Source organism: Ignavibacteria bacterium (assembly GCA_016707005.1).
Lineage (GTDB): Bacteria > Bacteroidota > Ignavibacteria > Kapaibacteriales > Kapaibacteriaceae > UBA10438.
Map to the genome: position 1 here is coordinate 213407 of JADJIQ010000005.1, position 22895 is coordinate 236301.

Here is a 22895-nt window from a genome sequence, read left to right on the forward strand (position 1 = left end):
TTCCCTCACCCTACCTTCATGATCTTCAAACTCTCGATACCCCGATCATCAACGATCTTCACAGCGATAGTTCCGAACTCCCCTTTTTCAAAGGGTAGCGAGACGGTGCCGTGGAATGCATCGATACGGGATTCGTCGAGTTCTGCGCGAATGGTTTTCTTGAGGCGGTTCCAGCCGTCTTTTTCGCCGGCCATGGGGAAGAAGACCTGACGTGGGAAGAGCGATCGATTGTCGTAATCAGTGTCCAACATCCACACAGCAATGTTCTTCTTTCCACCGCTCTTGAGCTCGCCGGTGGCTACATCGAAGTAATCAAAGCCGTGCACCTCTACTTCATACGTGCCGTCGGAACGTTGACGCAGCTCAACATCGGGCTGACCCATTAGCCAGAAGCTCTGGTTGCTCTTCCCTGCCTTCTTGAGATCCTCCGTCAACAAGTCGGTGTTCATCTGCGCCTTTAGGAGCGTCACTCCAGGATATCTCATTTCATCGATATCCTTGGCGGCTTCGGGGTCGAAGGTGAATGCACAGAAGAGGATGAACTTGGCTGCTGGCTTGATCATACCACATTCGTGAATAGCAAGCTCTACCTGACGTTGTTCTAAAGCTGCATGGTCGGGACCAAAACTCACAAGCACTCGATCGGCGGTGTCCTTCATCGTGGCAATGGCATGGATGTATCGCAGGTCGGGCAGTGTTTCCATCGACGAGAACTCGATCTTCTGTCCACCCTTCCCCCGCACCCCTGTCTTGAGCAACTCATCGCGCCATCTATTCTGTCTCGATGTCTCGCCCGATCTCGCCACCGATACATCCGGTTCTGAAGGGGGCTCCGCATCGTCGATATTGATCACCGATGGAAACGGAACAGCCTCCACCGTGAACGGTCCGGTGATGCGCAGCTTATTCTTGGAAACCTTTGGCTTGTCGTATAGTACTTCCTGATCTGCATGAGCTGCAATGCTCGCATCCATCTTCTTCTGCATTACAATTCGTGCTGCATGGAATTGTTCAAAGGGGGCTTTGCACAGCGCAGGCCAATCTGTTGGTAGATTGAACGGCACTTCCCATTCAAACAAGGACTCCTTCGGTCCTAGCACGATAGTCTTCTTCTTCCGCACGCCTTCGGTGACGGTGAAGTTCAGGTTCTTTGCGTGTTTCTGCAGCATTGCGTTGAGTTCGGCAAGAGCACTCTCGATCTTCGGATGCATATCATCATAGATAACGTCGATTTCCGGATTGTTCGCGATGCTCTTGAGAGTCACATGCGGCACGGTATCATAGATGAATCCGCCTTTGAGACCTTCATTCGGATAGCGCAGCTCATAGTAGTCAAACGAAGCCGTCATGAGCCGCTGTTTAGCGAGTGTGATCGCTACACGCGATGTATCACATGTGATCCAGCGGCGTCCCCACTTTTCTGCGGCCGTAGCTGTTGTGCCCGCGCCACATGTGATGTCGAGGACGATGTCGCCAGGCTTAGTTGAGAGCAAAAGACAACGTTCAATCACTTTAGAACTGGTCTGTACAACGTATACTTTTCCTTCCGCACCACTGACGGTTGTATCTGTCCAAACATTTGAGAGTGGCATCGCAGGGAAATCAATGGATCTCCTCTCATACCTCAATGTGTTTGACGCCGCAATGAGCCTGCTTTGCCTCTCGAGACGCTGAATCTTTTCTCTATCAATAGTCCAATATCGTCTTCCTAGCTTATAGTTTGACCCGTGGTATTGAATTTCATACTTGTATCCAGGGTTGATAGACGTTAGGTCAGTCGATGCCACACTACTTTGCTCGCTATCACTATCTTGGCGACCGCGGAAGATCTGCTGATAGTGTCTTATAGATCGTGATTTACAATACCACAGCAAATAGTCACACACTCTATGAAGATCTGTAGATCGCTGACTGCTCGTCTTTACGAAAGTTATCATACTTACGAACTGTTCTTTCCCAAAGATCTCATCTAACATGCATCGGATTAGATGTTCATTCGTTTCGGATATCTGAACAAATATTGAACCCGAATCATGCATTAAATCTCGCGCCAGGAGGAGTCTGTCTCGCAGGTATGTTAGATACGAGTGAATTCCTAACTCCCATGTATCACGGAAAGCGCGTATCATTTCCGGTTCACTGCTGAGGTCCGAATCTTTGTCTGCTGGGCTAACTTCTCTTTGGTTTACAAATGGTTGAAAATTACTCCCGTATCTAATCCCGTACGGTGGATCGATATAGATCATCTGTACCTGTCCAGCCATGCTCTCCTTTTGCAGCAGCGAATTCATCACAAGTAGGGAATCACCCGCAATGAGTCGGTTACTCCATCCCCTATCGTGTTTATAGAAGCTGATAGCATCTCGCAGTGGAAGCTCTTCGAACGGTGCGCTGAACAGACCCATCTGTGTCAGGTCTTGCAAGTTCTTTGCCCCCCTCACCTGCTTCTGAAGGGCAGAGAGGATACTTGCCGGGTCGATCCGTTCATGCACATGCAAGGACACTGTGTCGATCTCAAACGACGTACGTTCTGCTTTACCCGTCCAGTTGAGATACGGCTCCTGCATGCGCTTTAATGTTGCCAGAGCCTCTCGCATCGTCTCCGCATCACCCGAAGCAAGAGCATCGTCAATGACCTTTTCAACCTTGGAACGTGTGCTATCGAACTGCAGGGCTGGGTCGATATGCGGATCATACGCCCACGTTGTCTTTGGCGACACCGGATCCGACTCCGGCGTTACCAACCCTACTTCCGGAATATTCTTCCTCTTCTGCTCAGGATGTCGATACGAGACCACCTTGGTCTGCCAGTCTTCTGTAAGGATGGAGGTTTTCTTCTTTGACATGGGAGGTGGGATCGATGGTGGTGAACAAGCCTATGAAACTAACGATAGAATATCAACCTCAACACCTAGGTCTTGATGGCAGATTTCTGCACTGCTGCCACCAGTCCTGCAATAATACTGGACTCGTGATCTTCTGCCTTCTCTCCCGTTTGTAGGGTAAAGTCGTGCTTCACAAGGATGGCGATCAACTGGGCAAAAACATGCTGCGAGTTTTCTGGTCCACCCATCACCAGAAGTTCCTGGAATGACTTAAGAAGACGCTTCTTATGCTGCAAGCCCTCAATTGAAGATACATACGAGCGGAAGAGCCGGATTAAGACCCCAACAGCGAGCAGGCCGATGGTAACGATGGTAATCCGACGAACGATGCTCGATGCTATCTGGTAGCTTCCACTAACTTCTGAGTCGTGATTGTATAACACAAACGCAACTGCACCACCAGCGACAAACATTGCCAAGGCTGCTGACAATGCTGCCTTGATTCGCATCCATTTCAATGCGCCAGCAATCTCCTCAATTGTCTTTTGCGAGACATTATTCGAGACTTCAGCTTGCAGCGCAATACGTAGTTTTGACATCTGCTCATCTGTATGTATCTCTGCTTTCTTTCGAAATGCCTCGAATGTCTCATCAAGTCGTTTTTGTGTTGCCTCTGCCGTTTCATCATATAGTCCGGCACTCTGCATGTAGCGAACGCTGCCAATGATCGAGATGCTCGGCTTGTAGAATCTTTCCCGTATCCGCACATACCTATCTCCGACTGCGTTGACGAATTTGCTAGAGTATCTCTCTGTTTCGTCCAGAGAATCAATCTCTAGAAGCACACTATGGCATTCTGCGGCAAGGTTAATAACGAGTTCGACAGATTTCGCATCTAATTCGCTCCAGACGTAAAGAGCAGCATGCAAGACGCGGTAGAACTTTTCAGTGTCAGCGCTCAGTCTCTCCAATAGTGCAACGCTGATATCTGCACCGAAGAATTCTCGCTCCTTCCCAATCACGTGATCACGTAGGTCTGTCACAACGGTCTCTACAAGGTCGCGCCCTTGCAAGTCGACGACGTTAGTAGTGAGTACATTCATAGACATCTTCTAAGTGGTGGCAATTGGCATTCTTCGTTCAGTCGGACTACAACACTTCTCGATAGTACTTCTTCAACCTTTGAGCCATGAGCGCTCTTCTTGCGACGAGGAAGTCTTGGTAGTCTGACGTTCTCATCTCAACGAAGGATGCAGGGATGTCATGCTCCTCCAAATTCGACTTGAGGTCTGATTCGCTATGTAGGGTTGTGATCTCGCGTTCGTCTGGTTTCTCGATCTCGGCTCGGACGATCTTCATGTAGTCAGCAGGTTCCTTGTTGCCGATCTGAATATTGATCGTGGTATCCGCGATAACGAGATTGGCCACCTGATTATAATCTCCTCTGCCATGACCGGCCTTCTTCAATCGATCCTTCGGGAAGAGATGGTGCTTATCGCTTCCGATTCTCACGAGATCATGGGCATGGGAGTGGCTGGACAAGAATCCGCGTGCCTTCATTGCAACCTGAGCTGCGAGATAGACGCTGAAGACCGGCGAGTTCACACTTGCAGTATCCAGGTTTTGAACAACGGAGACGTCCCAGAAGACATCAGAGAGTTCTGCTGCTTCCACCTCCCGAAGCCATTCGCGTGGACTTGATGCAGCCTCGAGCCGTGTGATGTCGTAGTCTACTTGCGTCTCAGTTGAGCCACCATATCGAGAGGTCAACAAACTCATCACAAACCATCTTCGAACGATGTACTGTATATCAGCGTTCGCAAGCCCCCTCTTTCGCAGGATCAGGTAGATCGCATAACACATATTCACAGCGTTCTGCGATCTGATCAGCGACCTGCTGACAAAACCTGCCTGTGTTAGTATATGCAACAGGGACTTGTACTGGTGCTCATTGACAACATTGTACACTCCCTCTTTGAGTTTTGCAAAGGATGCCTCTGCGATCGCCGACTCATATGAGCGAGTCTCAAAGTTGCGGCCTGACAAGAGACTGACTAGGTCAACAAGGCGCCCACGACCGAATTCAGACCAGAACGCTACTCGAAGTACATCTGCATAATCCGGATCGTAGAGATCGTCGTTCTCTTTTCCCATCCACTTGATTCGCTGGAAGTACTCTGACCCAACAAAATCACCGTCGTTCTCCTGCAAATGCGGAAGAAACTCTGGTGCCGCCGCGAGCCGGGCAAAGTAGTCCACGCACTTACGGAGCATTGGTCCGCCATACTCTTCACTTGCTGCGATCTTCGACATCGCAAAGTCAGCCTGACTTAGCGTAACTCCTTGTGAGTTGATACGGATAAAGATCTCCGTTACGGTCTGAATGTCCAGATCAGGAGCGAGTTCGATGATACCGATCGGCCGTTGAGCGATCTGCTGCACTCCATTGATCCGTTGAAACACCACGTTGCGATCAAGGTCGGGGTTCTTCAAGCAGTAATTCTCTAAGAACTCCAATGCGTTAAATCCGGGAGCCATGACCTCAGAGATGTCGTTGATCCAAAGACTATTCCTCTCTATGGCGGGGTTAAGGGTCTCAAACTTCTCCTCCATTGGATGAAAGGCGATCTTGATCCGCACTCTCTTATAGCTGTCGTTCAATACAGGCTTACCAGCTAACGCCGCCGTGAGCGCTGTAAGTCTTTGCTGTCCGTCAATGATGATCTGCTTACCCAGGGCAGTAGCCCCGTCTTTCCCTTTAATACTCGGATTCAGCCACGTAATGATGTACCCAACAGGAAAACCACGGTACAACGAGTCCATGAGATCGCGGACCTTGGATGGAGACCAAACAAATGGTCTCTGAATCTCCGGTATCAGGATGGTCTTCGACTCAATCCACCCCATCATGACAGAGATCGGTTGCTGAGTAACGCCGTACTTAGGTGTATACATTTGTCTGTCTCTTGCTCTCTTCGTTGAGTGTACAGTGAAGTTTGCTCGATTCTATCGTCACTCGCTCAGATCCCTTCCAGGTGCAAGGGTGTCCGGGGCAATCTACACGTTCTCTCTCACTTCAACCATGGTCTCCCGGCACCCTCGTTGCCGGGAACGATCAAACACAGCTCAGCGTTGGATCCCTTTAGACCTCGGCATTCTCTTCGTTCATCTTCTTAAGCGTGGCGAGCGCCTTATCAACGGTTGGCTTGAGCTTCTTCCAGTCTTCATCCGTTGGGTAGAAGAGATTGGCAGCGCCCTTTCCTGGTATCACATCCTCGAAGGGCACAACGTTGCCGATGAGAAATGCAAACTCCCGTTTCAGCTCCAGCTCTTTGTCTTCTTCATTATAGACAATAACATCAATGATATCTGCGATTCCCACGTAGCACCCCTTGAAGTACATTTCAAGATTTCCTTGCGAACAGCCGATATCATATTCTACACGGGCAATGTGATCGGCCGGCAATGAGTTTGAGGCGTGGATCAACATTGGTCCACGATACTTTGAGTTCCAGCTCCGAAACTCAATATCCTTCAGCATAAACATGATCATGCTCGTATATGGCTGCCGCACGCTGATCGCAGGTAGCTTGTCGGTGTTTGGGATCTTACGCGTTGCCATGATGTGTCCCCTTTTACGTGATACGTTGTTGGTACGAACATGCGGAGAAGACCTGACGACATAAATGACATTTGTCATGTCTTCAACTAGCACCCCCACACCCCCTACCACGATCTCCGCCCCCTCTGTGCATCAGTCGAGCTAGCTGATGTTCCGAGTGAGGGGGCGGGATCATGGGGCGTATTATGTCAGCCGCGTACGTAGGCTCTGGCTTCTTCGAGTGCGGCGACGTTAAGACCGTTGATGATGCGGGTGCTGCCGGATTCGCATTCGAGTTGGAGGCCGTTGGCGCTTAGGATCCAAAGGAACTTTGCGCTGACGGTGCTCAGGCTTGTGATGTCGGCCACGGCGATGGTTTCGGTAATGAGTCGCTGCGAATAGGTGATCACCCAGAACGGGAACTTCCACGACCGCTCACTAACGATGATCACGCGCTGATCGGTGATGACGATCACAGCACGGTTGCGGAAGAAGGCGGTGATGAAGATGGCGAGGTAATTGGCTGTGATGTACGTGACCCAATAGATCATGGCCAAGATGCCGCTAGGGGGTACTGCATCAAGCCTCCCGGATCCCACGTACCTCATTGTCTCCCCTGTTCGCAATACACGCTGTACGTGCTCACCGGCCCATGCTGGAATGGTTGTCATGCTTTTGCCCCTTCATGAATATGATATGGAACACGAACATGAAGATCTGGGCGACGTAATGTGTCGCCCGAGAGGGGAGTCACGCGACCCTGTCGCTCCCGGCACCCTTGGTGCCGGGCACCAAGTACGAGCTTTACAATGTAGTCTCTTCTTTCTCGTTTACTGGCATTCAGTCATTCTCATCACGACGGTCTGAGGGATGCGGCCCTACGAAGACCACCAACCGGTTCGATCCGGTGGCACTGCCGCAAACGATGAGGTCTCGTATGAATCTATCTGCATACGTGGCGCAGCAGTGCGCTCGCCATGATGTCCGTCGCGGACAACTTCCCACTGCCCTTGGACTGGGCAATATCAATAAGGCTCTCCGTCGACTCGATGCGCTGTGCGCAGGTGAGTTCTTCGACGCAGATCTGCTGGAGCGAATGCGACGAAGTCCGCTCTTTGTACCGGCCGACCTAGATGCTGCCGTGGCCGTCACGATCGATGAGGCTCGCGCTGCAAATGCTGCGTGCGAAGAACGCGCCGAGCTACTCCGACGAAATAGGTTCTCGCCTCACCTTTGGGTGGAACATCGACCGGGTAGGCCAGACTGTACGCTGCTTACGCTGTACTGGGCAGGTATGAACCATTTCAAGCGTGTCGCTATTCCGCAAGGGGTGCTCGATATGGTTCCGATCGAACAACGACTGCAAGCGCTGACGTTGCTCATCGAGCAGCTACCGAACGATGCTCCTACGTGGAGCCGGCTACACTATGGCTTTGGTCCACCTCTACTCTTTCACTATCGCATCACGTACGACGCCTACTACACCTTCGATCTTGCACAACAGCGCTGGAGCGAAGAACGCAGTGGGCAGCCACCGATCCCAACTATTTCCGCCGGACATCGCTAGATCTTCAACACAACTTTCCCTACTCTCATGAACACACAACAACAAAGCCCCCTACAACAACAGGGCGAATATCTTTGGTCGAGTGAATATGTCTCTGCCGGCCATCCCGACAAACTCGCAGACCAACTATCCGATGCCGTGTTGGATCATTACCTCGCGTTGGATCCCGATGCACGCGTGGCCTGCGAAACCATGGTAAAAGGCGATACCGTCTATGTGGCCGGCGAGATCACGTCCACAGCCCATGTATCGGAAGACGAGTTACGCTCACTCCTGCGGACTACGATCTGCGGTGTGGGCTACAATTCCAACGACGTGCACTTCAATGGCAATACGTGCTCCATTCTCTTCAACATTTCGCAGCAGGCACCCGAGATCAATACGGCTGTTGGGCAGGGGGCTCTTGTTACAGCTGGTGACCAAGGCATCATGTTTGGATATGCAACGCGCGACACACCAACGCGCATGCCCCTTGCCATCTATCTGGCAAAACTGTTCATCGAAGAGGCATACGGTGGTATGGGCGTGCGGTATGCGTTGCAGCCCGATATGAAGAGTCAGGTATCGCTGTTGTACTCCGGTGGCGTGGCAACATCCGTGCAGGCGGTTGTGCTATCGATGTGTCATCTTCCTTCGTTGACGTTGCACGGTGTGCGCGAGATGTTCTCCGACGCCATCTTGCCGCGTGTGCTGGCTGCGATGCCGCACAACATTGCGCAGATGTTTTCAGCCAAGACCGTCTACCACATCAACCCTGCGGGCTCGTGGAATGTGGGTGGTCCGGTATCAGACTGCGGACTTACCGGTCGCAAGATCGTGGTGGACCAGTACGGTGCCGACTGTCCGATCGGCGGCGGTGCCTTTTCCGGCAAGGACCCCAGCAAGGTAGATCGTAGCGCCGCATACATGGCTCGGTGGCTTGCGCTGCGAGCGTTGTCGCAACAGCCATCAGCGCAGAGCATCCAGGTGCAGCTCGCCTATGCCATAGGTCAGGCCGAACCCGTCTCCTACCGTGTCTACGACCCCACTACCGGCATCGAATACGGCTTGCCCGATGTATCGGCAGCGCTATTAACGCCCGGTGCCATCATCGATACGCTGCACCTGCGTGCGCCGATCTATGGTGCCACTGCACGTCGTGGACACTTTGGCATTGCTGCGTACGAGAAGCGTGGATATCGGCATTATTCATGGGAATCGGAATAGCTACAATTCATTGGTGCCCGGCACCAAGGGTGCCGGGTGCGTGCCGGGTGCGTCACCTCACCCACGCCACCATACGGCGTACGGGCACTCCATCGATCAGTGCTTCAATGGCGTAGGCTCCGGTTGGTGCCGAGGAGAGATCAGCAGTGAGCTGCGGCGCAACACCCCGCGTTTGTGTGATCAAGCAGCCATCGATCCCGTACACGTTCAGCGCCGAAATGTCGCGCGTCGATGAGACGTTCAACCGACCATCACGCGAGAGCGACACAGTAAGATCGGAATCCGTCGGACGGCCGTGACCGTCGCGGACGCTGACGATGTCGTTCGTGCGCATGCGTGCATAGCCTTCAGACGTAGCAAGGTGTGCATAGCCATCAGATGTGAACACGATGTCGTTGATCTCGGGATTGCCAATGTTGAGTGGATCGCCTACTGCCCATCGCTTGCCGTCATCTGCGCTGATCGCAACACCGAAGTCGGGATGGAGTGCCATCACACGTCCGTCGGGCATTTCGATAAAGCGGATCTCTGTGTCACCCAAGGCCTGACGGTCGGGAAAGATGAAGACTCGAGTCCACGTGCGACCATTATCGGTCGATCGGTAGATGTATGATTGGTCGAGTTGATAATCTCGGTTATCCCAGTTGAGAGAAAGGCTTGTACGACGGCGGTACTCACCACTGAAATCTTCGATGTACCACGGATCGATGTTGACTTCGGCAGCAAGACAGAGTAATGTGCCCGTAGGAGTCTTGTACAGCGACGAGATGTACAGCGATGTGTCGATGGCGCTTGGAATGCGCTCCCACGTATTGCCATCGTTCGTACTGATGACGAGTCCACCCGGTGTGGTATCTCGGGGAACGTGTTGGTTACCACTGTCGAGATCATAGATGCGCATTCCGCGCAACCCGGCGATGATGGCCCCGTCATTAGCTACAATCATGTCACCAATAGCTGCGCGTGTAGTATCGTTCCCCTGTACGAGCACGGGCATCGTGTTGCTTACGTAAACCCACTCCTTGCCCTGATTGAACGAGAAGTACACAGAATCCATGGCTGATACAATGATCCTAGGCGACAGCTGCTTGATGAAACGCGACTTGCGAGGGAGCACCGTATCGATAAACGAGCCATTCGATGCGTATCGCGTCACCACGTCACCGGTGACCCACATTGTATCGGGATGGGCAAAGTAGAGTTGTGATGGACCGTAGCGATGTCGATACTGACGATAGGCGTCTGGTCCGAACAGGAGTGACCCTCGTGTGATCTGTTGCGTTGTATTTGATGAAAGCTTGATCTTGTGCAGGAACGGACCCGACACAACAATGTCCCACGAGTTCATGCCGGGCTCATTCAGCATTACACGTCCGTGTTCACTCAACAATGCCATCGATCCATCGCCTCGCGGATAGAGGCGCGATACACTTATGTAGCCCTCACCCCATTGCGGATCGGGATTAATATTCGACACGAGCTTCCATGTGCTGCCAGCATTGGTGGTCATGAGCAGCTCGCCGGATTGAAACCCGCCGTACCATACACTATCACTCACAGGTACAATCTGGTACCGATCAAGAGAAGCGATAAATGAGAAATATTCCACACTGGCGGGACGCTCATGGATGGTGGTCGCTCCGGTTACAGTGTTGATCATTGTATAGACAGTGCCCGTAGCAGCATTGCCCTCGGGGATATAGGTCTTCACGAGTAGTCGATCGCCGAGCGAACCAACAGCCGTAACCTGCTGATACGCTGTGTAGCGTTTCGGCAGGTAATGCGCCTTGAGTACAGCATCATGTCCGACCGTCCATACTTCACCGTATCGACCAACAACAATCGCGAGTGAGTCGTTGACAAGACCAACGTATTGACAGACGATCTTGCGAGAGACCGTATCACCTGGCGCATTGTATGCTGTATCGGTACGAAACGCAAGCGTGCTGCGAGGTCCGATCGATACACCACCGCGATCGCCGATCTGAATCACAGTACCGTTCCGCAGTTGCACCCATTGAGATTTACTGTCGATCCGCGTCGATGTTTGTTCGCCAGTACAAGCATCAACCTCGATGGTCATCCCCTCACTGTCCACCATGCCGAAGTAACCCGGACGTGTAGGCGCAAGCGTCATCGAGTTATAGACAATTGATGGCCACTTTACGTTTTTCCATGTATCACCAGCGTCGCAGGAAATGTTTGCGCCATCAAATGGGTGGCTACTATTCATGATATCAAAGATGACGGTGCTAGGTTGGATGTACTTGGCTCGAAGTTCATAGCGACCGTTGAGACCAATATCACTCGTGTCCTTGACGAGGTACCGAATCGTATTACCGCCATCTTCCGACACCAGATTAACGGGAATCTTCATGTAGACGTTGCCAACGAAGTACCACTTGCCCGACCAGTCAATGGTCCACTCTGTTGCTACATCGATGAAGAACATCTTAATGTCGAAGATCGTCCGCCATGTTTGGCCACCATCCGACGTAGCATACGTATCGTACGCACCACCGTCGAAGAGGACTGTCGATCGTGTACGATCAACACTCATGTACCCAGTGCCCCCTTTCAGACGACCGTACTTTGGTATCTGAAAAAGCCACTCTGGCTGTTGCGCAATACTTTGTGGCGCTGCGAGCACAAGGCAGCAACAAAGCGCCAGAATTGATCTGTTCATACCTAACCCCATTCACTGAACAATTAACATACACAACTTGTCAGCGAACAAACAACGGGTTGGCTCAAAGGGGCTTCTGCCTACCTTTGTTTTCATCCGGCTCTGATTCCGGAGCACATAGTTTATTTGTGGCTTATATAATGTACCGTCTCAATCAGATGATCAGATGTTTTGCGCTCTTCTTTCTTGCTACACTCATTGCAGCAACCAACCTTGCCTATGGCGTTGTTCATGATACTTCAGCCGTTGCCGCAAGAGTAGGTATCGGGTTTGTCGCAGGAGCAACATTCAACACGTTTCAAAGTTCCTCGCCGATCAGTGTTGAACCGGGTGATTGTAATTGTCCGGACTATGAGTTGCAGACTGGTGAAGGTCTTGTTCTTGGGATTGATTTGGGAATTCCCCTTTCGAGCAGCGAGGCGTGGCCATGGTCGCTTGACGTACGTACGCAGTATGTTACATCTCAGGCGGCACTGTATAGGGGAAGGTGATAGCCTGCCGTCTCTGGATGAAAATGGGGAGGTTGTTTATTCATATAGCGAATGGCGGGGTTCGGTAAGCTTCTCTACTGTTGAAGTCGCACCTGCAATCTTGTTGGGCATTGGCAAAACCCCGTTATCCGTTTCACTTGGGGCATCAATTGGGTACATCATGGAGTCAGAACTCTTACGAACGCTCCATATGATTGAACCTCCTAATGCAGTGTTTGATCCGTCCTTTTGCCCTGAGTGTGAGTACTTTGATGAAGGCCGATCTCTTGTATTGTCAAGGGGCACAATAGATGGCATTGTCAAATGGACTGCAACAGCATTTGCCGGCGTAGAATACAGGCTAGTCAGTGAAGATGCAGAGGTGGTCAGTTCGTTGCGCTATCGTTACGGACTGACTGACGTTAGCACAACGTATGGTCTGCGGGTGAACGCAATCGAGTTCTCGATTGCAATGCGCGTTTTTCTATAGGTCAGACTCTTTACCCAACAACAGACGGTGGGAACGGTTGGCGCGCTCCTGCCCCTTACTTCTCATACACATTCCCCATGTGCTACTCGAGACGCTCGCGATGTGGCCAAAGGTGTTCGTCTTTTGGTAGCGTGGAAAGTCGTTTACCGTCCCATTTGAAATAGAACTTTCCGTTGACGTATAACACATCCTACTTCGGTAAGAGCAGTCGCGGGGTGCTTGTTGTACTTGGAGATCGCACCACTGAATTGCTCGCATGTGTCACGTCCGTTCTGTATCGTGAACGTCTCCCATGCCAATCGCATCGGCAAGCGCGTGTATGAATGGAAGAAGCCAACACCTGCGATCTTGTTCACCGGCGACTTCAGCTTAAACACAAAGGGGCACCCCGGTTCCAAGGCTGCAAAGCCCCCTCCACCCGGCTTCCAGAAATTCACTTCCGAGACTGGAGGGTTCTGCGCTGCAAGATGGTGTTGTATAGCGACTCTCCTGTCTGGATTCCAGCCCCAATCCAATGAGAATCACGTTGAATTCCGCCATCTCTAATCGATGTTGATGCTCACGCCCGCCATCAGACCCATTCTGCTGAAATCAAACGAAACCAAACTCAATTCACCATTGCCAAACACCTCCCGAGCTTGGCGATCGATAGCTGGATCAATATCTGAAAGAGTTGCATTGGTGAAGCTGATTGTTGACAGAGAAAGCCCTAGGAGGATCGATATCTGAGAGTCAAGGGTAAAAGCGGCACCCGCCATGATATCTACGCCTACCGTTCCCGGCAGGTTCAAGACGGCACTCATAGACGTCGTATCCGCAACGCCTGGAAGTTGAGTCCGATCGAGTTTGGTCTTTATTGACGTTGCGGTTAAGAAAGTGAGACCTAAACCAACGTATGGTCGAAACTCAATACCTCCTTTGTCAATCCATGCACCACGAGACGTGTCGTTGAAAATGCAGTCTAGAATGGTAGAAGTGTTGAATGTAACAACGATCCCACCATGAACGCCACCTACGTTAATCGATTGTGCGATCAGTGGGTTTGATGACGGCGCGTTGTATAGGAATGAATATCCTGCAAAAGTTGTGAGACTAACCGGGTAACGTACAAAGACACTGTCGACGATTTTCGGCAACGCGTTCAGCTTAGCCGCAAACCGCTGGTTGTGTATGTTTATTGAATCTGGATTGATGTTTTCGCAATCACATGCCGTGGGTGCCATGTGTTGCGGACAGTACACAAAGCGGTGTTTCCATGGCAGGAGTCTCACGGGACCATATTTCAACGACCCAGTAAATCGATACATACTTGACCCTAGATCATTGATGTATGACATCGTCAGACCGTAGGTCGAACCTGGTTTGAACACGTCGATCTGCGACAACGAGGTTGTCAATGCCATGCAGATGAGAAAGACAAGTAGCGTGGCGAAACGCATGTGAATGGCCTTGATTATGTTGATGTTATTGATGTTGTGTTCTTGCGTGCGTCCTGCTATTGCCCCTTTGCCTCACCTCACTTCTCTACCCCTATCAGCACAACACTCCCCGTCTCGTCTCGTTCGAGTGTTACAGAGCCAGACGGGATGCCTGCTTGGTAGCAGAGTTGTTCGCATTCGTCATTGGTTCTGTAGATGAGGGACCAGCCGTAAAGGCCTTCCATGATCCATTGTGTTGTGCACTCCTTTGCGAAGTTTCCGATGAGCATAGTGCCCCCTTCGCCTAGCCAGGAATACATCTTTGCGAGCAGGCGCACTGCCCTGCGCTCGTCCAAGTAGTCAAAGAGACCGCAACACCAAATGGCATCGTATGGGGCTGATGGTTCAAAACGAAATGCGTTGCGGTGATGGAACTCGAAGGTGTAGCCAGGTGGCACTTCGTCAGAGAGGAGTGCACGGGAATACTCGATAGCGTCGGCATCGGCGTCCACGAGATCGAAATGCACAGCAGAGTGAGGCGAGCCGAGTTGGTCGATCACTTTACGCTCTATACGACCTGGACCGGAGGCCACATCAAGGAATCGCTTTGGAGACGTGGCACGTGAGATCACACTTGAGACAAGGCTGCGAACGATGTCGATACGCGAGCGAACAGCACGCGAGGCCTGCTGCCGGTAACAGAACCGATTCCACACATCGTCCTGTCTACTTCCCTCATACGGCTGCTGGTATATCCAATCGAGTGTGAGATAATCACCGGCATACCCCTGTGGCTGGGTGATCATACGAGATTGGATCTGCCCCCTTCGAACTACATTGCCCATTGTGGAATGCAACTCGGTTCGTAGCGACGCATTGCCGAGACGAATCTCTTCCACGATGGGTAACAAATGTGTGCTGATGGTGCGCGTAAGGTCGTCAACCCTACCGTTGGTCAACTCATCAAGCCTACTGCCCGATACATGGTCCGCCACAGAGAGCAGCGATGGTAAGGCCTGCTCAAGTAGTGCAGTGTTTGTTTGACGTGTATACATTGTCCTCTTTCTGAATGTTCGATACGAACATCCGGAAAGCCCCTTTTCGATACATCACCCTAATAGGGGATTTCATCGATAGGTGGACAGCATTCAGACAGGAGGGTTCTTGCACAAGCCGAGATTTTCTGCATAATGTACAAGCTCTGTGTTCTTGTGCACATCAAGCTTGCTCATGATGTTCTTGCGATGCGAGTTGATGGTCTCTTCACTTCTAAACATCTCAGCCGCAATCTGTTTGGTAGTGTAGTGACAACACCCTATATAGTACAGCACTCTTAGTTCAGTTGTAGTCAGTGCGGTTGGCGAAGGAAAATACGTGAGCTTGGTAACAACCCGACCTAACTCGCCTTCATGCACGAGTTTGAGAAGGTGGAACAGCTCTTCCCTTGAAGCGTTCTTGTAGATCAAGCCCTCGGCTTTTGATCGCTCTACTTTATACCTGATCTCAGGGTTGACGTGATATGTAAGAAAGACAACCTTGGGTTTTACAGTGTGTGCCTGAAGTTTAGAGCACACCTCAAAACCCGACATATGCGGCATCTCAACATCTGTTAGCACGATGTCTATCACATCCTTCGCACGTATGATCTCCTCAAGTCCAACACGCGGATCGGTTGCTGTTCCGACGATCTCAAAATCGTCATTGCCCGCGAAGTACGAACGAAGGCCATCGAGAATCATTTCGTGGTCGTCCATGATGTAGAGTCGAATCTTCATGATCTTGCTTCCATAGGAACAGTGATCTCTACAAACGTGCCGTGACCCAACGCACTGTCTATGCGGGCAGATCCGCCAATGAGTTCTGCACGGGCAAAAAGCTCGCGTGTGCCTAGCCCCCTTTCAACTGATAACAAATCGTAGCCGATTCCATTATCTTCAACGGATGCAACGATGGCATCCGGCCGCACGATGAGCTGCAGGGTGCACTTGGTTGCTTTGGCGTGACGTAAGATATTCTGCATGAGGGTTTGAAAGAGTCGAAGAAGAGTACGAGCAACATTATCACTAATCGTATGAAGATCTCCCACTACGAGCGTTTCTACGTGGCACGATCTATTTGCGAGCATGGCATCACGACCAAGATCCTCCAGAGCATGTTGAAGACCTGGGCCGGTGATACCAACCCCAGAGAGTAGGTGCGACAACCGGCGAATACTTCCATAGACCCTTTCTGACACCTGCTTCAACGTTTCAACGGTCTTCTCATACTGCGTATCGACCTCATTGCCCGCGTAAGGGGCTAGGCGTTCCACCATCATTTGCAGAACCGTGAGATCTTGGCCTACGGAATCGTGCAGGTCACGACCGATCTCTTCTAGCATGCGTGTCTGCGTATCCATGATTACGCGAGTCAGTTCCTGCTGTCTTTCTATCTCACGTGCCGCCTTCTCATGTTCATACCGTGTACGAAGCTCAATGATCGAACTCACAGATGAAGGAACCGCTTTGAGTCGCTCACTCTGTACTTCTACAAGCTCTTCGAGAAGCGATAGTCTGTAGGAAGGCTCCCTGACATAGAGTAATGTATCTGTAAGAAGCTCATGCCGCTCATCGAGAAGTCCAGCCTCACGTGAAAGAGTGCGAGCTTTATCCACGATGTTCTTCGCTTGCTGAACATCTCCATCCAAAGCAGCGACGCGTGCACTAATTGATGCAACTTCCGTTCTCACTACATGAGAGAGATGGATCTCATCGATCTCTCTTATCTCCTCCACCAAACGTTTTGCCAATTCAACGTCATCACAACGCAGTGCAAGATCGGCGAGTCCATTTTTTAATCGTGCTTTTTGTCCGTAGAGCCCCTTATCCTCAATACAGCGTAGTGCCTCTCGATATCTCTCTTCAGCAACATCGTATCTCCCATCCAACTTTGCTATAACAGCGATGTTCTGCAGAAGAGTAGCTCGCTCAGGTCCAGGTTTGAGAAAGGGGCTTACGGTGAGAGATTCAAGGTAGAGCCGCTCAGCTTCAATGAAGTTGCCGGACCGCTGAAGCGCGGATGCAAGGTTGGCTTTGACTGCAGCGCGTTGGGATACTCTTGCTTCGCGATCGATTACGTCTATGACAGAAATGTAGGCCGAGGTTGCACCTGCAACATCTCCGCGAGTGAGTAAAATGGCAGCCACCTCTGTCACACACAGAGCGGATTCCAACTGTCGCCCTTCTGTGTCGAATATCGACCGAGCTCCGAGCAAGCGGGTGATAGCTTCATCAATACACCCCCTCATCTTCAGTACAATTCCAATCCTATGATCTGCAGCTGCTCGGGCAAGAGGTTCACGGTAAATGTCGAGAGTCTCCAACTCTTTGCAGCGTTGCTGTGCAAGAGAAACATCCCTCGATGTTGTAGCCGCCCGAAGTTGTAGCAATCCGAGAGCAAATTGTTCTACGTCACCGGATGGCTTAGGCATTTCGGAAAGTACCCGTTCGGCTTCCTTGACATCCCTTTCTACGAAAGCACTTTGGACTGCTTTGGCAGCCACCCAAAATGGCTCGGAGGGCGCACCTTCTACGTCACGAACAAGTCCATGAATAAATTCGAGCAACGTCACTAATTCCCCTTTTTACGGTATGTATCACGAACATACCTTTACTAGATTTAATGGTTCAAGATTTTCAATCATAATCACTTCAGAGGGGGCTAAGATGGTAACACCGGGCAATGTATATCTCAAGCGTGTCAACGCTACTAACTTAGGGTTTGCTTTCCTTATTAATCATGCCAATGGTACGCGTCAGGGTCAGTACAACGTCGGAATTCAACTGCCGGCAGGCACAGAAGTTCTTGTAGATGACAACAACCTTCATACCGCTCCTGGTGGTGTAGAGTTCATTGAAAGTGGATCACTGATCTTGATCGTTAGCCACACGAACACTCTGTTCAATGGAAAACTTGCAGAGACTGCAACTCCAATTGACGTTACCGATGTGAAACTGCCACGTGCAAAGAATTCACGGGTATCGAAAAAGGCACCGAAAGCGCCCAAGAGTGAAAAGAAAACTGCAGTGAAGACGACGAAGACCTCGAAGAACGTGGCCGGAAAGAAGAAATAGTCACAGCGCGTTAAGAGCCCCGAGTGGCATGTACGACACTCGCTAACAGTTCACTCCCCCTTCCTCACAGGAGGGGGAAGTGCTGGGGGTGAGCCAAGAAGGGTGATTCACTCCGGGAGAGTAAGACTCCCGACGTCACTCCGGGAGAGTAAGACGTCGGGAGTGACGTAGACCACCTCCACCCCACCCCAATCACAACCCCCAGCGCATCCCGATTCTTACCGGCACCCAGAGGATCTCCACGGGGTCGAACCCGGTCATAACCGATACATCGAGTGTGAAGGAGCCCCCTGCTATAACATAGACGTCGAGCATGATACCGGTCTCGATGTTGAAGGAACCAACAGAGGTAACAGGATAGCCCGCCGTCATGCGAACGGTGGTTAACAGGGTCTTTCGTTTATCTGCAAGCTCCATCTCGACGCCAAGCACTGCTCCTTTGTAGGAACGATCGCGGTCTTCTGGTGGTGTCTCAGGAAACCATGCATATCCGCCCTCATCGATATCTACATATCGGTACCCTGCAACGATGAAGAAGGGGCTCTTGGGAATACGCCCCTCAACATCAATAGCCCACGTTAGGGTACGCTCCCACTGATCAGCGTCGGCAACAGGAAACGCCAGACCGGGAGCGATGCCGACGCGCCAGTTCTGCACCGGACGATCACCGATCCCCTCGAATGATGGCCACATGTCCACCATCGATTGGGACCGGACATCCACGCTTAGGGCGATGAGCCCAAGGATGACGAACGTGATTCGATCGATCATGGCGAGGATACCCGAGGTTGTGCGCTCATGACGTTGGCCGACGATGCGGCGAGCACTATAGTGTCGCGTTGGTTTCGTGCCCGGCACCCTTGGTGCCGGGCACCATCAAACACCATCGAGCCAGAACGTCGTCATCGAACCCTTGCCCTTTACGTCGATCATGCCGCGAGGGGTGGTCCGATACGGCTGCACGGCTTCGGCGAATTCTTCGCTGATGTGGATGCGACCCGGCTCGCCGGTGCTCTCCATACGAGAAGCAACGTTGACGGCGTCTCCCCAGATGTCGTACTGAAGACGTTGGGTACCAATTACGCCAGCAGTGACCGGACCAATGTGCAGGCCAATACGGAAGATGAGTGGCGAGCCATCGGGCCAGGTGCGTGGATGATCACGTATGGCAATTGCTACGTCTGCAAGCCCCCTAGCATTAACATGAGCTTCCTGGTCCGACTTCATACACATGAAGGCATCACCGATGGTCTTGATCTTCATCACTTCATATTGCTCGCACAACTGGTCAAACGCGCGGAAGATCTCGTCCAGCATGCGCACGATACGCTCGGGAGGAAGGTTGGCCGACCGTGTAGTGAACCCCGCGATGTCGGCAAAGAGAATCGCTGCCTGCTCGTGCGATGTGGTGGTCGATCTGTCGTTAAGGATGAGTTCTGCGATGTGAGGGGGCAATGCACTGTGGAGGAGTGTGCGGTGTCGGTCCAGGACGGCCTTCTCTTGATCCAGGCGCCGCTGCGACTCCATCATCAAGATCCGTCGCGTGGAATCAAGAGCATGGAGCTCTGCATGAACGCGCTCATACTCCTTCGTGTGATGAACATAGGCCACGAGGTCACTGCGTTGTTCGGCACAGTCACGCAGGAGATCGTGGGCCTCTTGCTGCACCACCTTGATGTTCGAATGTACTGCCCGTTGCAAGGCCCCGGTGATGAAGCCCTCTGCTTCATGAGCATCGTTGTTGAGCATGGATCTCCGCGATCGCAATATCTCGAGCCAAGCAATGCGCTCTGGGTCATGAACGGCCGATAGCTCGATCACCTCGAGGAGATCGAGCGCACGGGGGATGTTGTTTGTTTCAAAGTAGAGTCGACACAGATCAACACGCGTTCGCTCGATACCAGCAGCATCGGCGAGTTGCAGTTGAAGTTCAAGCGCTCGTTCATACTGACGAACTGCCTCCACGCGTTCTCCCAACTCTGCGTGCACGCTGGCAATGTTCACAAGTGCCGACGAGATGCCGTGCGTGGCCTGCAGCGACTCGTAGTGATCAAGAGCGCGTTGGTAGAACGTAAGCGCTTCCGCAAAGCCGCCCGTATGCTGATGAACGATTCCGATGTTGAGCAATGTTGTGGCGATAGCATTACGATCGTTCAGCCGCTCATGCTCGTGGTAGGCTTCAGTGGCATAGCGCAGGGCTTCTTCGTAGTCACCCATTCGAATGAGAACGGCGGACAGGCTCGTTTTCACTCTTGCTTGACCAACAGCGTCCCCAGATTTCGCACCAACGTCCAACGAATTCTTGAAGTATGAGATCGCGTCGTCATATCGCCCCATACTCTCATACACCAATGCAATTGTCGACATGGCCCCAGACACATCCTCGAGGGCGTTGCGGTCCTGTGCGATCTTCAACGCCATCGAGGCATGGTGCAGGGCATCATTGAATCGTCCGAAATGCCAGTCAATGATGCCGATGTTCTGGTGACTGCTGAAACGCCCGAGGTCGTTATCCGTCTCGCTGAAGATCTCAAGTGTTCGAACATAGTTCTCGCGTGCTTCCTCGAATCGTCCGGCACTGTACGAGATCATGGCGATGCCGCCAAGCATCCGCGCTGCAGACGCACGATCGCCTGCCCCCTCAAAACTCTCGGCTGCTCGACGATATTCACCCACTGCATCATCCGTGCGGTTCTCGACCGATGCAAGGTTCGCCAGAAGATGATGATGAAGACCGTTCAGTTGCAGATCATTGTGATCGGTTGCTTCCGCCGCAAGACGGCGCATCGCTCCTAGATCTCTCTGGGCAAAGGCACGGCTCGCGTCGGCCTGGATCTCCTCTCGTGTTCTCATGCTCATCGTGCAAACATATACTTCGTGCCCGGCACACTCCAGAGTAAGTATGTAATTTGCCTTCCAATTGTATCAACGAGGTGCAGATGCTCCAATTCATCGTCTTTTTCGTCGTATCCGCGTCATTTGTCCTTCCGTGCCTTGCACAGACAGATACACAAGCTCGTGCCGTAAACACATCAAGAATGAGCATAGGAGTGGTGGGAGGGGCTACACTCAATTCGTTTGGGAGCGGCACTCGTGTCCAAACCGACACCAACTATGGCGTGGGTCCGTACTATGATACGCAGTCGGGAATGGGATGGATGATCGGCGTTGACTTCGGCGCACCTTTAAGCGATGCCCCCTCTTGGAAACGGTCACTCGACCTTCGACTTTCGTTCGCAACGGCGAATCTGGATCTTGTGAAGCAAGGTGTACAACTGCCATCACTCGATGAAGACGGAGACACGGTATACTCCATCCTCGATCACTCCGGCACCGTGAGCTATTCTGTGATAGATCTCGCCCCCTCCCTACTCATCGGAATTGGCAATACTCCGTTTTCATTTTCTATAGGGGGCTCCGTGGGCTTGATCGTCTCCTCCAACATGAAGGAAACACTGACCTTGATCAACCCGTTGAACGCCACATTTGATCCGTCCTTCTGCCCCGAATGCGAGTACTCAAGTGACCAACGTTCAGTAGTGATCACCGATGGTGACATCGAAGGGGTTGCATCCGTTCAGGCAACGGCATTCGCCGGAGTAGAGTATTTGCTGGCGCTGGAGGATGTGGAGTTCCTCAGCACTCTACGATATCGGCTTGGTCTTACCGACATCAGCACTGCGTACAACATGCGCGTAAATGCTCTTGAATTGTCGTTAGCTATGCGGGTTTACCTCTAAACGCCTGCGTCTGGAGCGTGCCCCGTGCCCGGCACCCTCTGAAACACGTCATTGAGCGTTACCCCAAAAACATCGGCGATCCGAAAGGCGGTCTCCAGTGACGGCGAATATTTGCCCCCTTCAATAGCGGCAATGGTCTGACGCGTGAGACCAACGCGTTCTCCGAGGTCTGACTGCGACATTTCATTGTGCTCAAAACGCAGTCGACGGATGTTGTTGGTTATGATCACATCGCTCATGATCGTTGCTTGTAGTAGTTGCGGACGATGATGGTGTCGCGAACAACTTCGGTGATGAAGACGATGCAGATAGAGTCGTTGACGATGGACCAGCCGCTTTCGACGAACGGTTTGTAGATGCCAACAATGATGATGCCGGTGAGCAGGACAAAATAGCCCGCACGATAGGACTGTCGCTCGATCACCGCGTCGCGCTCATCAGCCGGCACCTTGGCCTCAATGGGATACCTCAATCGCAATACCAGGTACCCTAGTCCTACAAACACCGCAAAGGCCGAAGAAGCGATGCCATAGAGTTTGAGCTGTTCAAAGCCGGGCATCGGGATCTCTACCCCCTGCTGAAACCCGTAGACGTAGATCAGATACGGGCCGAGGGTAGTAACAATGGATGCGAGCATCATCCAGGCAATTCGTTCGCGATAGGCCATCATTGACTCCGAAAGAGATGTTAAGTATTTTGTACAATATGCACAGTTTATTTAACATTCCCAGCACTCCGGGAGAGTAACACTCCGGGAGCCACTCCGGGAGCCACTCCGGG

Annotated in this window: 21 protein-coding genes; 7 read left to right on the top strand and 14 right to left on the bottom strand. The window is 51.9% G+C overall.

All coding sequences use genetic code 11. The annotated features are described in order from the left end of the window. Nucleotides 1-5 precede the first annotated feature (5 nt). From IPI29_09450 to IPI29_09470, 5 genes are all read right to left on the bottom strand, one after another. A complete protein-coding gene (locus IPI29_09450) occupies nt 6-2846 on the bottom strand; it encodes a site-specific DNA-methyltransferase (protein MBK7412764.1) in 2841 nt (946 codons plus the stop codon). Between the two features lie 65 nt (nt 2847-2911). Beyond that, nucleotides 2912-3928, bottom strand: a complete 1017-nt coding sequence (locus IPI29_09455) for a hypothetical protein (GenBank protein MBK7412765.1) — start codon at nt 3926-3928, stop codon at nt 2912-2914. 46 nt (nt 3929-3974) lie between these two features. Next, nucleotides 3975-5780 carry a DUF262 domain-containing protein gene (locus tag IPI29_09460; GenBank protein MBK7412766.1) on the bottom strand — a complete coding sequence of 602 codons (1806 nt, stop codon included), beginning with the start codon at nt 5778-5780 and terminating at the stop codon, nt 3975-3977. A gap of 187 nt (nt 5781-5967) precedes the next feature. Then, complete coding sequence (locus tag IPI29_09465) at nt 5968-6447, bottom strand: ASCH domain-containing protein (protein MBK7412767.1); 480 nt, start codon at nt 6445-6447, stop codon at nt 5968-5970. Nucleotides 6448-6635: 188 nt separating this feature from the next. Next, entirely contained in the window at nt 6636-7097 is a 462-nt protein-coding gene (locus IPI29_09470; protein MBK7412768.1) for a hypothetical protein, read from the bottom strand. Between the two features lie 266 nt (nt 7098-7363). On the opposite strand from IPI29_09470, the gene IPI29_09475 reads away from it, so the two are divergent. Both IPI29_09475 and IPI29_09480 read left to right on the top strand, forming a co-directional pair. Beyond that, complete coding sequence (locus IPI29_09475; protein ID MBK7412769.1) at nt 7364-7993, top strand: hypothetical protein; 630 nt, start codon at nt 7364-7366, stop codon at nt 7991-7993. A 27-nt stretch (nt 7994-8020) separates the two neighbouring features. Beyond that, a complete protein-coding gene (locus IPI29_09480) occupies nt 8021-9199 on the top strand; it encodes a methionine adenosyltransferase (protein MBK7412770.1) in 1179 nt (392 codons plus the stop codon). A gap of 52 nt (nt 9200-9251) precedes the next feature. Here IPI29_09480 and IPI29_09485 read toward each other — a convergent pair whose 3' ends face one another. Further along, nucleotides 9252-11885: an exo-alpha-sialidase gene (locus IPI29_09485; GenBank protein ID MBK7412771.1), complete on the bottom strand. Its 2634-nt coding sequence runs from the start codon at nt 11883-11885 to the stop codon at nt 9252-9254. A gap of 158 nt (nt 11886-12043) precedes the next feature. Here IPI29_09485 and IPI29_09490 point away from each other — a divergent pair, with 158 nt between their 5' ends. From IPI29_09490 to IPI29_09500, 3 genes are all read left to right on the top strand, one after another. Further along, nucleotides 12044-12376 carry a hypothetical protein gene (locus tag IPI29_09490; protein ID MBK7412772.1) on the top strand — a complete coding sequence of 111 codons (333 nt, stop codon included), beginning with the start codon at nt 12044-12046 and terminating at the stop codon, nt 12374-12376. 190 nt (nt 12377-12566) lie between these two features. Beyond that, complete coding sequence (locus tag IPI29_09495; GenBank protein ID MBK7412773.1) at nt 12567-12845, top strand: hypothetical protein; 279 nt, start codon at nt 12567-12569, stop codon at nt 12843-12845. A 258-nt stretch (nt 12846-13103) separates the two neighbouring features. Beyond that, the gene (locus IPI29_09500; GenBank protein MBK7412774.1) at nt 13104-13391 is read left to right on the top strand and encodes a hypothetical protein; all 288 of its coding nucleotides are present in this window, start codon (nt 13104-13106) and stop codon (nt 13389-13391) included. On the opposite strand, the gene IPI29_09505 is transcribed toward IPI29_09500, so the two are convergent. The 4 genes from IPI29_09505 to IPI29_09520 all read right to left on the bottom strand — a co-directional run bounded on the left by IPI29_09505 (nt 13388) and on the right by IPI29_09520 (nt 17732). Next, nucleotides 13388-14068: a hypothetical protein gene (locus tag IPI29_09505; GenBank protein ID MBK7412775.1), complete on the bottom strand. Its 681-nt coding sequence runs from the start codon at nt 14066-14068 to the stop codon at nt 13388-13390. The two genes, IPI29_09500 and IPI29_09505, sit on opposite strands and share 4 nt — an antisense overlap. Before the next feature lie 293 nt (nt 14069-14361). Next, the gene (locus IPI29_09510) at nt 14362-15318 is read right to left on the bottom strand and encodes a class I SAM-dependent methyltransferase (protein ID MBK7412776.1); all 957 of its coding nucleotides are present in this window, start codon (nt 15316-15318) and stop codon (nt 14362-14364) included. Nucleotides 15319-15411: 93 nt separating this feature from the next. Next, the gene (locus IPI29_09515; protein ID MBK7412777.1) at nt 15412-16038 is read right to left on the bottom strand and encodes a response regulator transcription factor; all 627 of its coding nucleotides are present in this window, start codon (nt 16036-16038) and stop codon (nt 15412-15414) included. Continuing rightward, nucleotides 16035-17732 carry a tetratricopeptide repeat protein gene (locus tag IPI29_09520; GenBank protein ID MBK7412778.1) on the bottom strand — a complete coding sequence of 566 codons (1698 nt, stop codon included), beginning with the start codon at nt 17730-17732 and terminating at the stop codon, nt 16035-16037. Before IPI29_09520 ends, IPI29_09515 begins: the two co-directional genes overlap by 4 nt. A gap of 160 nt (nt 17733-17892) precedes the next feature. Here IPI29_09520 and IPI29_09525 point away from each other — a divergent pair, with 160 nt between their 5' ends. Continuing rightward, on the top strand, nt 17893-18375 hold the full coding sequence (locus tag IPI29_09525; GenBank protein MBK7412779.1) for a hypothetical protein: 483 nt from the start codon (nt 17893-17895) through the stop codon (nt 18373-18375). A 192-nt stretch (nt 18376-18567) separates the two neighbouring features. Here the strand turns inward: IPI29_09525 and IPI29_09530 are convergent, their stop codons facing one another. Then, nucleotides 18568-19146, bottom strand: coding sequence for a hypothetical protein (locus tag IPI29_09530; GenBank protein MBK7412780.1), 579 nt, complete (start codon nt 19144-19146; stop codon nt 18568-18570). Between the two features lie 105 nt (nt 19147-19251). Beyond that, entirely contained in the window at nt 19252-21234 is a 1983-nt protein-coding gene (locus tag IPI29_09535) for a tetratricopeptide repeat protein (protein ID MBK7412781.1), read from the bottom strand. 80 nt (nt 21235-21314) lie between these two features. Here IPI29_09535 and IPI29_09540 point away from each other — a divergent pair, with 80 nt between their 5' ends. Further along, nucleotides 21315-22115: a hypothetical protein gene (locus IPI29_09540; protein MBK7412782.1), complete on the top strand. Its 801-nt coding sequence runs from the start codon at nt 21315-21317 to the stop codon at nt 22113-22115. Here the strand turns inward: IPI29_09540 and IPI29_09545 are convergent. Together IPI29_09545 and IPI29_09550 are read right to left on the bottom strand one after the other, a co-directional pair. After that, entirely contained in the window at nt 22112-22354 is a 243-nt protein-coding gene (locus IPI29_09545) for a helix-turn-helix transcriptional regulator (GenBank protein ID MBK7412783.1), read from the bottom strand. The genes IPI29_09540 and IPI29_09545 overlap by 4 nt on opposite strands. Further along, nucleotides 22351-22782: a hypothetical protein gene (locus IPI29_09550; protein ID MBK7412784.1), complete on the bottom strand. Its 432-nt coding sequence runs from the start codon at nt 22780-22782 to the stop codon at nt 22351-22353. The genes IPI29_09545 and IPI29_09550 overlap by 4 nt, the downstream gene beginning before the upstream one ends. Nucleotides 22783-22895: the final 113 nt, after the last annotated feature.